This window comes from Sphingobium sp. TomTYG46, from assembly GCF_055396345.1.
On record NZ_AP027324.1, the window covers coordinates 2,114,598 to 2,127,931 of the forward strand.

Annotated in this window: 13 protein-coding genes; 8 read left to right on the forward strand and 5 right to left on the reverse strand. The window is 60.6% G+C overall.

Going from position 1 to position 13,334, the window contains the following annotated elements; genetic code table 11:
- Nucleotides 1-4: 4 nt before the first annotated feature.
- The 3 genes from ACZ5YV_RS10730 to ACZ5YV_RS10740 are packed head-to-tail and all read left to right on the forward strand — an operon-like array spanning nt 5 to nt 1,621.
- Nucleotides 5-406 carry a hypothetical protein gene (locus ACZ5YV_RS10730; RefSeq protein ID WP_464787608.1) on the forward strand — a complete coding sequence of 134 codons (402 nt, stop codon included), beginning with the start codon at nt 5-7 and terminating at the stop codon, nt 404-406.
- Nucleotides 407-464: 58 nt separating this feature from the next.
- On the forward strand, nt 465-1,130 hold the full coding sequence (locus ACZ5YV_RS10735) for a hypothetical protein (protein ID WP_464787609.1): 666 nt from the start codon (nt 465-467) through the stop codon (nt 1,128-1,130).
- Nucleotides 1,131-1,150: 20 nt separating this feature from the next.
- On the forward strand, nt 1,151-1,621 hold the full coding sequence (locus ACZ5YV_RS10740) for a hypothetical protein (RefSeq protein WP_464787610.1): 471 nt from the start codon (nt 1,151-1,153) through the stop codon (nt 1,619-1,621).
- A gap of 439 nt (nt 1,622-2,060) precedes the next feature.
- Here ACZ5YV_RS10740 and ACZ5YV_RS10745 read toward each other — a convergent pair whose 3' ends face one another.
- Nucleotides 2,061-3,554 (reverse strand): hypothetical protein, encoded by a 1,494-nt coding sequence (locus tag ACZ5YV_RS10745; protein ID WP_464787611.1) that lies wholly within the window; start codon nt 3,552-3,554, stop codon nt 2,061-2,063.
- On the reverse strand, nt 3,551-4,060 hold the full coding sequence (locus tag ACZ5YV_RS10750) for a hypothetical protein (protein ID WP_464787612.1): 510 nt from the start codon (nt 4,058-4,060) through the stop codon (nt 3,551-3,553). Before ACZ5YV_RS10750 ends, ACZ5YV_RS10745 begins: the two co-directional genes overlap by 4 nt.
- A gap of 183 nt (nt 4,061-4,243) precedes the next feature.
- Here ACZ5YV_RS10750 and ACZ5YV_RS10755 point away from each other — a divergent pair, with 183 nt between their 5' ends.
- Both ACZ5YV_RS10755 and ACZ5YV_RS10760 read left to right on the forward strand, forming a co-directional pair.
- Nucleotides 4,244-6,289, forward strand: a complete 2,046-nt coding sequence (locus tag ACZ5YV_RS10755) for a TonB-dependent receptor (protein WP_464787613.1) — start codon at nt 4,244-4,246, stop codon at nt 6,287-6,289.
- 18 nt (nt 6,290-6,307) lie between these two features.
- Nucleotides 6,308-6,550, forward strand: coding sequence for a hypothetical protein (locus ACZ5YV_RS10760; RefSeq protein ID WP_464787614.1), 243 nt, complete (start codon nt 6,308-6,310; stop codon nt 6,548-6,550).
- 148 nt (nt 6,551-6,698) lie between these two features.
- Here ACZ5YV_RS10760 and ACZ5YV_RS10765 read toward each other — a convergent pair whose 3' ends face one another.
- From ACZ5YV_RS10765 to ACZ5YV_RS10775, 3 genes are read right to left on the reverse strand one after another with little or no spacing between them, the layout of a single operon-like run.
- Nucleotides 6,699-7,022 carry a helix-turn-helix domain-containing transcriptional regulator gene (locus tag ACZ5YV_RS10765; protein ID WP_464787615.1) on the reverse strand — a complete coding sequence of 108 codons (324 nt, stop codon included), beginning with the start codon at nt 7,020-7,022 and terminating at the stop codon, nt 6,699-6,701.
- A 4-nt stretch (nt 7,023-7,026) separates the two neighbouring features.
- Nucleotides 7,027-7,365: a type II toxin-antitoxin system RelE/ParE family toxin gene (locus ACZ5YV_RS10770; protein ID WP_464787616.1), complete on the reverse strand. Its 339-nt coding sequence runs from the start codon at nt 7,363-7,365 to the stop codon at nt 7,027-7,029.
- A gap of 50 nt (nt 7,366-7,415) precedes the next feature.
- A complete protein-coding gene (locus tag ACZ5YV_RS10775) occupies nt 7,416-8,684 on the reverse strand; it encodes a tyrosine-type recombinase/integrase (protein ID WP_464787617.1) in 1,269 nt (422 codons plus the stop codon).
- Nucleotides 8,685-9,479: 795 nt separating this feature from the next.
- On the opposite strand from ACZ5YV_RS10775, the gene kdpF reads away from it, so the two are divergent.
- The 3 genes from kdpF to kdpB are packed head-to-tail and all read left to right on the forward strand — an operon-like array spanning nt 9,480 to nt 13,333.
- Nucleotides 9,480-9,569: a K(+)-transporting ATPase subunit F gene (gene kdpF / locus ACZ5YV_RS10780; protein ID WP_449474375.1), complete on the forward strand. Its 90-nt coding sequence runs from the start codon at nt 9,480-9,482 to the stop codon at nt 9,567-9,569.
- 15 nt (nt 9,570-9,584) lie between these two features.
- Entirely contained in the window at nt 9,585-11,288 is a 1,704-nt protein-coding gene (kdpA, locus tag ACZ5YV_RS10785; RefSeq protein ID WP_464787618.1) for a potassium-transporting ATPase subunit KdpA, read from the forward strand.
- 14 nt (nt 11,289-11,302) lie between these two features.
- A complete protein-coding gene (kdpB, locus tag ACZ5YV_RS10790) occupies nt 11,303-13,333 on the forward strand; it encodes a potassium-transporting ATPase subunit KdpB (RefSeq protein WP_464787619.1) in 2,031 nt (676 codons plus the stop codon).
- Nucleotide 13,334 lies beyond the last annotated feature (1 nt).

Consider the following 13,334-nt stretch of genomic DNA (forward strand, 5'->3'; position numbering starts at 1 on the left):
TGCCATGAAAATATTATCCATTGCTATCTTATCGATGGCGACTTCAGCTGCCTCTGCTCAAACACCGCCCCCGCTAGTGGACGCCTATTCACCAAATAAAATTTCATCCAATACACAATATGATTGCGGAGGAACAAAAGTAATATTCGAATATAGCCTTAGCGATGTCGGACTGCTGGTAAAAAAATATCAGAACGATAGTAAAGTTATGGATAAAAATAGCATAAATAACTGGAATTACTTTCTTAAGCCAATTAAGAAAGTAGATTCTGTCCAATTTCTTTGTAGTAAAACGGTTTCCACAGTGGCATTTATTGGTCAGACAACAGATATACATAAAGACACTGTCCAGGTATATATATTGGATGGTGTTGTAAGGCCCATGATATTGGTTGATCAAAATTAAAAAGAGGATTTAGGCTATGCGGCATTTCAGCGGAGAATTTAAAGGCGTTAGGCTGCTCATGGCTGACGAGCTCGACCAGATCGCCGGGGGCGAAGGCGAGGACACGGATGATGTTCCGCCGCCCGTCGAAGGTGACGACATCATTGTTAACGGCCAGCGGCTGCCGAATAATTATTATTACAGCCCCCCGATCGTGACTGGCGGCGGTGGCTTTGGTGCCGGAGGTGGGGGCAACGGCCCTGAGGACGACTATCCCGATACCCCAGACACGCCCTGTGTCGAAACGACGTTTGCGAGTTCAAATATCCCCATCGATCGGGTAAACAATGCTGCCCAAGCAGCGGCGGACGCGATCGACGCCACCGGGAATGCTGCAAGGTGGGAATACGGGTCATTCATATATGAGTATGGTGGGCATGTTCTATTCACTCCGCCGTTCACGAACCAGAACGGTAGCCAAGTAACATTCAATACCGCTGCGCTCCCGCCGGGAGCTCATGTGCTGGCCATTATTCATAATCAACCATATGGCACCGGTGGCGTCGACCAGCGCTTCCCATCGGCACACGATTGGAGCGCCTACGATGCGTTGGCCGGGAAGACGGCCGGTGGAAAGACGTTCGACAGTAATATGTTGAGCTACATTTCAACTAATCAGGATAACAAGGTCAGGCCCTACGATAATACTGATAAGAACCAGAATAGCCCCTCCTGCGGATTTTAGATCCAGTGAGGAGCTGAATTATGATAACTCTCATCAGTGTCCTGCTAGCCCTGTCCAGCCAGAGCCCAGTTTCTGAGGGACCGAAAGGCAGCAGCAGAGGCGATATCATCGTATCGACCGGACAGGATGCAAGGGCTGCCTCTAGCTCAAGCATCGTGGCACGATGCGGCAATCTCAAACTTCAAATAGCCAGTGAAGCAGCAGGCGGTGCGGCGCGCAATATGCCGATGACAACGCTGAACTTAAACGGACAGGCTATAGCGATCCAAGGGACGGCGCTGTTCGAAGTGCTTCAGCGCGGCGACGGATTACGGAAGTTTGTCGCCTTCTGCGGAGGATCGCGTAACGAAATCCGGGTGCGCATTTATTCTGTCAGAAAGCCGGATGATAGGATTATATATTCTATCGGAACCTTTACGGTAAGAGAGGGAGGAGGAACTACCTTTTACGGAGAAGAGCAAGTTTCCCCGGAGGATTTCTGGTTTGGTTAGAATAGCGTAAATTTGATGATAAACGCTCCGGAGGGGCGCGTCGAAAAGCGCGCCCCTCCCCAAAAAAAATAGGGCGTTCCATACCCGATCAGCGATAACTCATTCTCATCGAGCGCCACGCCGCCGAAAACGATCCCCGCAGTCGATAGTTTCGAGCAGATCGATCCTTCCGGGGGCGATGGCCGACAATTAATCTACCCTACGGTCAAAGCGAGATAGGCATAAATTGTGCCCGGCTATCGCACCTGATGGACCAGTTCAGAAGAGATTATTGGCAACGCGACAGGCCTCCCGAATACCCGAAAGTTCATCCTGAAGCGAAGCGTCCCCACGTCCGGAGCGCGATATGAAGCCGTGTGAGGCGTCGCACTTGTGGATGACCTGGACATAGCAACAGGACTGGCAATCATCGTAGCGCGCCAATTCGTTGGAATGACAGTCATGGCCTGTCAGTTGCTTCCACTTGAATCCTGTCGAGTAACGCTTGGGCGCGTTGGACATTGGCGCCGTGAGGATTGGCGGCGATCGGCATGATAGCGGCCGTCGCCTCCTCATATCGACGGCGGGCCACCAGAGCCGTTGCCGCGTCGATGGCTATGTCACCAACCAGCGGCGCAAGCCTGTGCGCCACCAGGAGTTGTCCGACCACCTTATCCGTCCGCCCGACGCTCGTGTCCGGCGCCGTGAGCGCGGCCCTATAAAGCGCGGTGTAATAACCGGGGTCCGCTTCGACGGCCTTTGCGAACCAGCCATGTGCGGCCGCATAAAGCTCAGGGCGTCGGGCTTCATCGCGACGTCCGGTGAAGAAGTCCGCGATCCCGCGATAATAGAACAGCTCCGCGTCGCCGGGCGTCTGCGCGATCAACCTGTCGATCATGGCGATCCCGGCGGCGCGATCACCTGAGCCTATCTCCGCTCGCGCCCGCACGCGCTGGGCATAGGGATCGTCGGGATAACGCGCGGCAACCGTGCGGATCGCTGCTAGCGTCTCCGCCTCGAGGGCAGGATCGGCCATGCCAAGATTGAGCGCGAGCTGGCGCAACAGAAGATCGTCAGCCGATGCCGGCAGTGCGCTGACCGTGATCGCGGGGGACGGCCCCTGATGGCGGCCCATCGATCCAAAACCGATGCCGCCGTCCCTGTAGCGCTTGAGATCGATTTCGAATGCGGCGTGATCCTTGCCAAAGGCGCTCCGGAAAGCCGCCGGCTCGGCGATGCCGCGATGCAGATCGGCTAGATAGCGGATCAGAGCCTCGCGCCGCTCGAGTGCGGCAAAGAGATAATGCACGATCAGCCAGCTTTCCGCATAAAACTGCGGAAGCTGCGCAGCGGACAACCCCCTGCGGCCCGACGCGAAGATGCGCTCGACCGGCAGCCACGTTCCATTCAGCAGAGATGCCGCCCTACCCGGGTTGGGACGGCCAATCTCGAACCGATCAGCCAGGAAGCGAGCGGTCATCACATATTCGGCGAAGCCTTCACTGTACCATGCCGGATAGGCCGCCGGGTAATAGCGGATCATGAAATGATGGGTATATTCATGCAGAAGCACTTCTTCGCCGCCAAGGCCGGGGCGATCACCCCGAACCGCCAGCGCCGCCGTGCCCCCCACCCGCGCCATATAGACACCCAGAGCGCCATCGGGGAGGCGAGCGACCTGACGCAGCTTTCCGGCGGAACTGACCATATAGACCTTCAAAGGAGCAGGCGATGGTGGCGCGCTGGTGCCCGTCAGTGACCGAAGCAGCCGATCATAGTTTTCTAGCAGCGTTGCGGATTCGCGTAGATCGGCTTCATTGCCGTCGCTGGTGACGATGAAATTGTCCGATCGGGCTTCCATCCAGCGGGCATGGGCAACGGATGGGGTCATAGCCCCGAGTGCAAGACAGAACAGGCCAAATCGACGGATCATCGCCCTGATCACCGCGCTCATGCCAAAGGCGCCTTCGCCGTCCAGCAACCCGCCATGTCGGATTGCAGGCGCTCGGCCCAAGCCGCGAGCGGGGTTCCAACATTTGCGGTAATCCGCAGCGTAGCGATGCGGCCTCCAGGATAAACACCGGGTGCCTCAAGAGTGTATAGCGTGCCGTCCAGGGGCGGAGGCGAGCTTTCGACAAAACCAGGTGGCGCAACATGCGTCGATCCAGCATGCCGCATGGCGCTGATTGCTGGGCGCATGACTGCACAGGTACGGCTGTCAGCCCAGCGAACGGTTAGGCCGCCATCTCGGCTCCCTCGCACCTCGCGGCGCATCCAGTAGTCGAGTTGCTTCTTGTCGCGATCATACCGCAACGTACCGATGGCTATTTCCGTGCGGGTTTCCGCGAAGGACGGTTCAATCCGTAGCGTCGCCCAACTGCTGGACGGCATGTTCGCATGCGGAGATGGCTCCCCTATCACGGGCAACGACGCCTGCGCCAAAAGAAAAAACGCTATCATCTACCTGCCCCTCTCCCTCTGCGACCCTGATCGCCGTACGAGACACATAGTATATCAGCCGCTTAGACGACACCACATTCTTGATTGTGATAATCATTCGCACTATCGGCGGGATTAGCATAGGTTGGTTGATGCGGGGGTGTGATGAAGTTTCGACAAGGTTTGCGTATATCGTGCGCGCTCATGGCGTTGACGCTAGCGACGGCTGCCCAAGCTAGCGATGCCGGCGAAGACCAGCGGCGTACTGACATTATCGTTACCGGTTTACGGGACGGCTATGTGCCGCAGGACAGTTCCGCCGCGAAGGTGGCGCTCCCGCTTCGCGATATCCCCCAGTCGATCGCGGTCGTGCCCGCCGAAGTGCTGCGCGACCAGCGGGCGCTGTCACTTCAGGATGCCGTCAAGAACGTGCCCGGCGTCACCCTCGCATCGGGTGACGGGCAGCGGGACGAGTTCAGGATACGCGGTTTCACGGCGATCGCCGACCAGTTCGTCGATGGCTTCCGGGACGACGCACTCTATTACCGCGACCTTTCCAACATTGATCGTGTCGAGGTCATCAAGGGACCGGCGGCAGTCCTCTATGGCCGGGGATCGTCGGGCGGCCTCGTCAATCGTGTGACCAAGAAGCCCGATGGCGACATCACTGCCTTCGTCCTGTCGGCAGGGTCTTTGGACAGCTACCGTAGCGAACTGGATATCGGCCGCCTCGATCCGACGTCGCATGTCGGCTTCCGGCTGACCGGCGCCATCGAGGATAATGGCAGCTTCCGCGAGCAACAGTTCCTCAAACGCTTTGCGCTGGCTCCGTCGCTGCTGATCGGCAACGGGCAGGATACGACCATCCTGGTTCAAGCCGATTACGTCAACGACCGGCGTATCATGGACTTGGGGATTCCGGCGCTGAACGGTCGCCCCGTCGATGTGCCACGTTCGACCTATTATGGGGCAGCCAACGCCCGTGACGCCGACTTGGCGCATTCGGAGGTGCTGTCACAGCGAGTCGCCGTGACCCACCGTTTCTCCGACGGCCTCAGCCTGCGCAACGGGTTCAATCATTATCGCTACACGCTGGACCGGCAGAGCACGATCCCTTCGGCAGTCGATCCTGTGGCGTCGACGGTGAGGCTGGAACACAGCCGCTTCGACCGCGACGAGGATGGATGGTCCAATCAGACCGAACTCACCCAGAAGCTGAACCTGCTCGGCGCCGCCCACACCATCCTCTACGGTTTCGAGATCGCGCACCAGAACAAGGGCAGCCAGCGGTTCGCGGGCCAGACGGTCGCGGTGACATCGATCTTCGATCCGGTCCTGCCGGTGGTCGACAATGACAGCTTCAACACCTTTACCGACAATTCGGTGACGCGCCTCGATACGCGCGGCCTCTATGTGCAGGATCTGATCGACTTCGGGCATGGCATCAAGGCGATGCTGGGCCTGCGGCATGACTGGTTCATTCAGAAGACCGATCGTCGCCTGCCCGGACAGACCGATCTGGCCCGCACCGATCGCAACTGGAGCCCGCGCGTCGGGCTGCTGTTGCAGCCCGACGACGCCCAATCCTATTATGTGTCGTGGAGCCGCAGCTTCCAGCCTTCCGCCGAGACCTTCGCACTCGCTGCGAACAATACAGACATCGCGCCCGAGCAGACCACCAACAGGGAGGTGGGCGCGAAATATGCACTGTTTGGGGGTAAGCTATCGGTGCAGGCTGCCGCGTTCATCCTGAAGCGGACGGGGATAAAGGGCACCGATCCCGTAACCCAGCGGATCGTGCCGATTGGCACGCAGCGCACGCGCGGCATCGAAATCTCCGCCGCGCTCGATCTGCCAGAGAATTTTCGCGCGATCGCTGGCTATTCCCATCTCGATACCCGGGTCACGGAATCGGCGACACCGAGCCTCATTGGCAAACGCGCCACGCTCACGCCTCTCAATTCGGCCAATCTGTTTTTCACCAAGACGATCGCCACTCGCTATGGCCTTGGCGGCGGCGTCAATTATGTCGGCGACCGTTGGGCCGACCCCGCCAATACGACGGTGCTGCCATCCTATGTGACGTTCGACGCGCTTGCCTGGGCGCAGGTCGGTCCAGTCAGGCTCCAGCTCAACGCCTATAACATTACCAACAAGTGTTACATCATCGCGGGACACGGCACCTCGCCGATCCTGAACCTTCCTGGTGCCCCGCGTTCGGTCATCGGGACCGCACGCTTCAGCTTCTGATGATCGCAAAGAGAGAAGATGGCCTTTTCCGATTCTCGCCGTTTCAACTGGGGTTGCCTCGCCTCGGCGATCCTTGGTGTCATCGTACTTCCTACGCTGTTCGGCGGACTGATGATCGGTGGAGGTGGATGCGAAGGCAGGCCGTCACCCTGTGACGGCGATTACACGCATGTCTGGATCATCATGAGCTTGGCGGTCGCCGGTTTGGCCTTGCTGGGCTGGCTCATCAACAAGCTGATCGCAACGGCAAGAAGGCTCTGAGTAGGGGCGATGAGACTGGTAACAGCGGGGACGCAATGCTGATGCATACATGGTGCGGAACACACGGGTTCGCTCAACCGCCGCATTCAGCCAAGAGCGGTCTCACAAAGCACCGAATTGAGGACAGCCAAATCTTGTTCTTCCCTGCCTACATGGCCTCAACCGCATGGGCTTCGAAAGCGACGCCCAATCGCTTGCGTACCGCACCGAAGATTGCGGCGAGATTGTCCATGCTCGGGTTGCCCTTCTCCGACAGCATCCGGTGCAGGCTTTTGCTCGGACGGTTTGTCTCGGTCGCCAATTCCTCGAAACCGACCGACGCATTAACCAGATCGCGCAGGATCAGCCGCGCCACGTGCGGCTCGCCATTGAGGAACGCGGTTGCGGCCTCGTCCAGCATGGCCTTGGCGAAAGCGGGATCGCGCGCGGCGCGCTCCTTCACCGTTTCCTTGAAATCGCGGGTCAGCACCATCTCGTCACTTCCTGTCTTTCCTGGCCGCTGCCTTGCGGGCCTTGTATTCTCTCAACAGCACGCCGGCCCGTTCGATGTCGGACTGCTGCCGCTTCTTCGTCCCGCCCACGAACAGGATGATCAGTTCATCCCCATCCTGGGCGAGGTAGAGCCGGTAGCCCGGTCCCCAATCGATCCGGTATTCCCCGAGCCCGCCGCCGATCCATTTGACGTTCGACAGATTGCCCAGTTCCATCCGGACGATGGCTGTCGCCACCTTGGCCGAAGCCTGGGAAGCGAGATCATCGAACCATGATCGGAACGGGCTGGAGCCGTCCTCGCGAATATACTCCTGAACGATCAACTCATCCCCTTTCAAGTAACATATACGTTACCAAATGTCCAGTGGGTAGATCAGGCGACCAGACGCAGCCGATCGAGCCTAGCCGCGCCCTGTGCGAGCAGGCGGGCAATCTCGTCCGATGTGCGCCGGACGGCGAGCTTCAAGGCTTCGTCGATATGGATGTAGTCCTGCGTTACATTCTGCGATGCATGGCCCAGCATCGCCCGGATCGTCAGTTCCGAGAATCCGAGTTCGCCGGCGATGCTGCCGAACGTATGTCGCAAGGTATGGGGCGTGACACCGACGAGACCGGCGAGCTGGCAGACTCGCTTGAGACAGGCGCTGACCGCCGTGTACGGACCTTCTGCCGCCGTCGATGGAAACACGTGGGGATTGCCCGCGATCTCCGCTTGCGCGACGACGACCTTGATCGCTTCCGGCCCAATCGCGCGAATCTGTGCATCGCCCTTGGTATCCGGGAAGGCGACGAAGCCGCCCATCGGATTAACCCAGGTCCGTTGCATCGCCTGTGCCTCCTCACGGCGATAGCCTGTGAGAAGGAGCGTGCGGATCACCGCAATCGCGGTGGGATTTTCGCCATTGTGCTCGGCATAGGCCATCGCCTTGCCCAGCGCCTCGATCTCGGCCACGCTGAGGCGCCGCGTTCTCTTCTTCCCCGCCAGCTTCTTCGCACCCTTGGTGGGATGCTCGACGAGAAGCCCTTTGTGCTTGGCATGTCCGAGGATCGCCTGGAGGGTGCCCACGCAGCGCGCCGCCACGCCGGGGCCGCCGGTGGCCTTGCCGCCGCGGCCTCCCGTCCGCGCCTTCTCGGTCTTCCCATTCATGACATCGGTCTGCATCGCCTCGACATCGGCAATCGTCAGATGCCGCGCGATCCGCTTGCCAAGCAGCGGCTTGATGTGCGTCCTGATCCGGCTCTCGTCCATGTCGAGCGATGACCCTTTAATCGGCCGGTTCTTGCGTCCGAGGATTCGGCCGGCCCGTGCTTCGGTCAGATACCAGTCGCAAAGCTCGGCGACATTCATCTCATTGCGGGCGCGGCGCGCTTCTTCCGCCGGATCTTCACCAGCGGCAACCGCCCCGAGCTTGATCTTGGCCAGATCGCGCGCCTGCTCGACCGTGAGGACACCGAAGCGCCCAATCTTGATGCGGCGTAGGCGCCCCTCTGTGTTCGCATATTGGATCACGAAGGTCTTCGCACCCGTGGAGCCGACCCGGACTCCAAAGCCCTTGATCTCGGTGTCCCAGATGAAGTCCTGGCCCGCCTTGGGGGGGACGAGTGCATCAACCGTCCGCTTGTTCAGCTTGGCTTGCGCCATCGGAAGCTCCTCCAATTTATTACGCGGGCTTCGGCCGACCCAAAAGTAATAAGGACGTAATAGAAATGAGCCGTTTCGCAGCGAATTGGAGGATAGGACGTCGCAGATTGAAATCAATATCTATTTGAAATATCGTAGAAAATAGTACAGTCGAAAACGGTGGCGTAGGCGGATGTCAAAGTTGCCAAGGTTGGGGTCGAGGGTTCGAATCCCTTCGCCCGCTCCAGATTTTCGAAGATTTTTAGCAGCATATTTCGCGGTAATGCTCGGGTTCGAATGTCCCGGAATTGCCGTCAAGGATATCCGTGCGCCGGATGTGAAAGAAGCCAGCCGCAGATTCCTCCGCGAGGCGCTTCCTTCGGTATTTAGCCTTATGCCTTCCCGCCCGACGGGGTTTTCTCCACGTGCAAGGTTTTGACTGGCGAAGAACGCCGTCCCGGGACCTGCGCTGATCGCTTGCCTGGGCCGGTAAGCGCCTCCCGTCTGTGTGGGAGGAGGACGCTACCCTATGCAAATACTATGAAGATCGCCACTTCTCGATCTCGATAAGAAATGGCGGACAGTCATATCTGCAACCCCTCACGAATCGCCGCAGCCGGGTGGCGCGTATTTGGGGAAGATCGGACATGACCCGAACCGCAGCATTTGAGTGCCTGCCCCGTCGTTCGGCCGCGCCAGCGCCCGGGGAAGGAGCGTGACGATGCAGGACCTGCTCTGGATTAGCGCACTGGCCGGGCTGTTGGCGGCTACGCTGGCTTATGTCCGGCTTTGCGATCAGGCGTGAGGGAGGCGGGGATGACGCTTGACCTCACTCTCGCGGCGATCACGGCGATCGGCCTTCTTCTGTATCTGGTGGCGGTGCTCATCCGTCCTGAACGCTTCTGACGAAGAGCCCGGACCATGACTATTCAGGGCTGGATCCTGATATTCGCCTTCATGGGCATATTGCTGGCGCTGACCAAGCCGATGGGCGTCTGGCTGTTCGCGCTCTATGAAGGACGCCGGACGCCGCTTCATGCCGTGCTCGGGCCGATCGAAACGGGCTTCTACGAGCTGTCCGGCATCAATCCCGACGAAGAGCAGAGCTGGCGCCGTTATGCGGCCCATATGCTGCTGTTCAACTTCGCCGGGTTGATCTTCACCTATGCCGTGTTGCGGTTGCAGGGGGTGCTGCCACTCAACGACCTAGGCTACGCAGGGATTGGCGCCGACGGCGCGTTCAACACCGCGATCAGCTTTACCACCAACACCAACTGGCAATGGTATTCGGGCGAGGCGGCCATGTCCAACCTCTCCCAGATGCTGGGGCTGACGCTGCACAATTTCCTGTCAGCGGCGACGGGCATCGCGCTTGCCTTTGCCTTCTTCCGCGGGTTCGCCCGGCGCGAGGCGGCGAGCATCGGCAATTTCTGGGCGGACGTGACCCGCGTCACCCTCTACCTGCTGCTGCCGATCAGCCTGGTTTACGGCGTTTACTTGATCGCTTCGGGCGTGCCACAAACGCTAGCCGCTTCAGTCAATGTGACCACGCTGGAAGGCGCCAAACAGGTTATCGCGCTTGGCCCGGTCGCCTCCCAGGAAGCGATCAAGATGCTAGGCACCAATGGCGGCGGCTTCTTCAACGCGAATTCGGCGCACCCGTTCGAAAATCCGACCGCGCTCACCAACCTGATCCAGATGCTGTCCATATTCGTGATCGGCTTCGGCCTTACCTGGTGCTTCGGCAAGGCCGTGGGGAATACCCGGCAGGGCTGGGCGATATTGTCGGCCATGACGTTTTTGTTCCTCCTGGGCGTGGCCGTCACTTACTGGCAGGAGGCGGCGGGCAATCCCGTTCTTCACAATCTTGGTGTTGCCGGTGGCAATATGGAGGGCAAGGAAGTCCGGTTCGGCATCCCCGCCTCCGCCCTTTTCTCGGTCGTCACTACGGCGGCGAGTTGCGGCGCGGTCAACGCCATGCATGACAGCTTCACCGCGCTGGGCGGCATGATCCCCTTGTTCAACATACAGCTGGGTGAAGTCGTCATCGGCGGCGTCGGCGCGGGCATATACGGGTTCCTGCTGTTCGCCATCCTTGCCGTGTTCGTCGCAGGGCTGATGGTCGGCAGGACACCGGAATATGTCGGCAAGAAGATCGAGGCGCGGGAGGTGAAGCTGGCGGTGCTCGCCATCGCCATCCTGCCGCTATGCATCCTTGGCCTGACGGCGGTCAGCGCGGTGTTGCCTGCCGGGCTGGCCGGGCCGCTCAACAAGGGACCGCACGGATTTAGCGAAATCCTCTACGCCTACACTTCGGCCACCGGCAATAACGGGTCCGCCTTTGCCGGGCTGACGGCGGGCACGCCCTTTTATAACGCGCTGCTGGGCGTGGCGATGTGGCTGGGACGCTTCTTCGTCATCGTGCCGATGCTGGCGATCGCGGGCAGCCTCGCCGCGAAGAGGCATACGCCCGAGAGCGCCGGGTCTTTCCCCACGACCGGCGGCCTTTGGGTCGGGCTGCTCGTCGGGATCATCCTGATCGTGGGCGGTCTCACCTTCCTGCCGAGCCTCGCGCTTGGTCCCATCGCCGATCATCTCGCCATGATCCGCGAGCAACTTTTCTAGAAGGGGGGCGCCCAATGGCTCGCGCAACCAGCAAATCCCTGTTCACGGCCGAATTGATCGCACCCGCGATCCGCGACGCCTTTTTCAAGCTTCATCCCAGGCAACTGATCCGCAACCCGGTAATGTTCGTGACGGCAAGCGTGGCTTTACTGCTGACGATCCTGCTCGTCATCGGCACCGATACGCTGGGCGTTGGTTTCAAGCTTCAACTGGTCATCTGGCTGTGGCTGACGGTGTTGTTCGGCACCTTTGCCGAGGCGCTGGCCGAAGGGCGTGGCAAGGCGCAGGCCGCGTCTCTCCGCGCCACCAAGGCGGAGTTGGTCGCCCGCCGCGAGAAGAACGGCCGGGTCGAGGAGATCCCCGCCAGCCAGCTGCGCGCAGGCGACATCGTGCTGGTCACCACCGGAGACCTGATCCCCGCAGACGGCGAAGTGGTCGAGGGCGTGGCTTCCGTCAACGAATCCGCGATCACGGGAGAATCCGCGCCAGTGATCCGCGAGGCGGGCGGCGATCGCTCGGCCGTAACGGCGGGCACCCGCGTCATTTCCGACGAGATCAGGGTCAGGGTGACCGTCGATCCAGGCCAGGGCTTTCTCGACCGGATGATCGCCCTGGTCGAGGGCGCGGAGCGGCAGAAGACGCCGAACGAGATCGCGCTCACCATCCTTCTGGTCGGCCTCACCATCATATTCCTGATCGCGGTCGGCACTGTTCCGGGCTTTGCCAGCTATGCCGGTGGGGCAATCCCCGTCGCCATTCTCGCGGCCCTGCTCATCACGCTCATTCCCACGACTATCGCTGCCCTGCTGTCGGCCATCGGCATTGCGGGCATGGATCGGCTGGTGCGCTTCAATGTACTGGCCAAGTCGGGCCGGGCGGTGGAGGCCGCTGGGGACATCGACGTGCTGCTGCTCGACAAGACGGGGACGATCACCATTGGCGACCGGCAGGCGTCGGAGTTCCGGACGGTGGGTGGCGCACAGCCAGGCCAGCTGGCTGAAGCCGCCCTGCTCGCCAGCCTGGCCGACGAAACGCCGGAGGGTCGCTCCATCGTGGTGCTGGCCCGCGGGAAATTCGGCGTCGGGACAACGTCCCTGCCCGAGGGCGCGGAGGTTATCTCCTTCACCGCCCAGAACCGCATCTCCGGCGTCAGGGTGGGCGGAACGCTGATCCAGAAGGGGGCGGTGGACTCGATCCTGAAGGCCAATCCCGGTCTGGACGAGACCGCCGCAGCGACCGAACTGCGGCGCATCACCGACGAGATCGCCCGGGCGGGCATGACCCCGCTGGCAGTCGCGCAGGACGGCAGGCTGCTGGGCGCCATCGCGCTCAAGGACATTGTTAAGGCTGGCATCCGGGAGCGGTTCGCGGAGCTTCGCCGCATGGGCATCCGCACCGTGATGATCACCGGCGACAATCCGCTGACCGCCGCCGCCATCGCGGCCGAGGCGGGCGTGGACGATTTCCTTGCGCAGGCGACGCCGGAGGACAAGCTGGGCCTCATCCGCAGGGAGCAGCAAGGCGGGAAGCTGGTGGCGATGTGTGGCGACGGCACCAACGACGCGCCCGCGCTGGCGCAGGCCGATGTGGGCGTTGCGATGAACACCGGCACGCAGGCCGCGCGCGAGGCAGGCAATATGGTAGACCTGGACAGCGATCCGACCAAGCTGATCGAGGTAGTGGGTCTGGGCAAGCAGATGCTGATGACGCGCGGGGCGCTCACAACCTTCTCCGTCGCCAATGACGTCGCCAAATATTTCGCGATCATCCCGGCGATGTTCGTTACGCTCTATCCGGGCCTCGGCGTCCTCAACGTCATGGGCCTATCTACGCCGCAAAGCGCGATACTGTCCGCCATCATCTTCAACGCGCTCATCATCCCGCTGCTCGTGCCTCTGGCGCTGAAAGGCGTAACGTACCGCCCCATGGGTGCTGGGCCGCTGCTGGCGCGCAACCTTGCGATCTACGGCCTTGGCGGGCTGGTGGCGCCGTTCATCGGCATCAAGATCATCGACATGATCGTCGGCGGCCTCGGCCTCGCGTAAA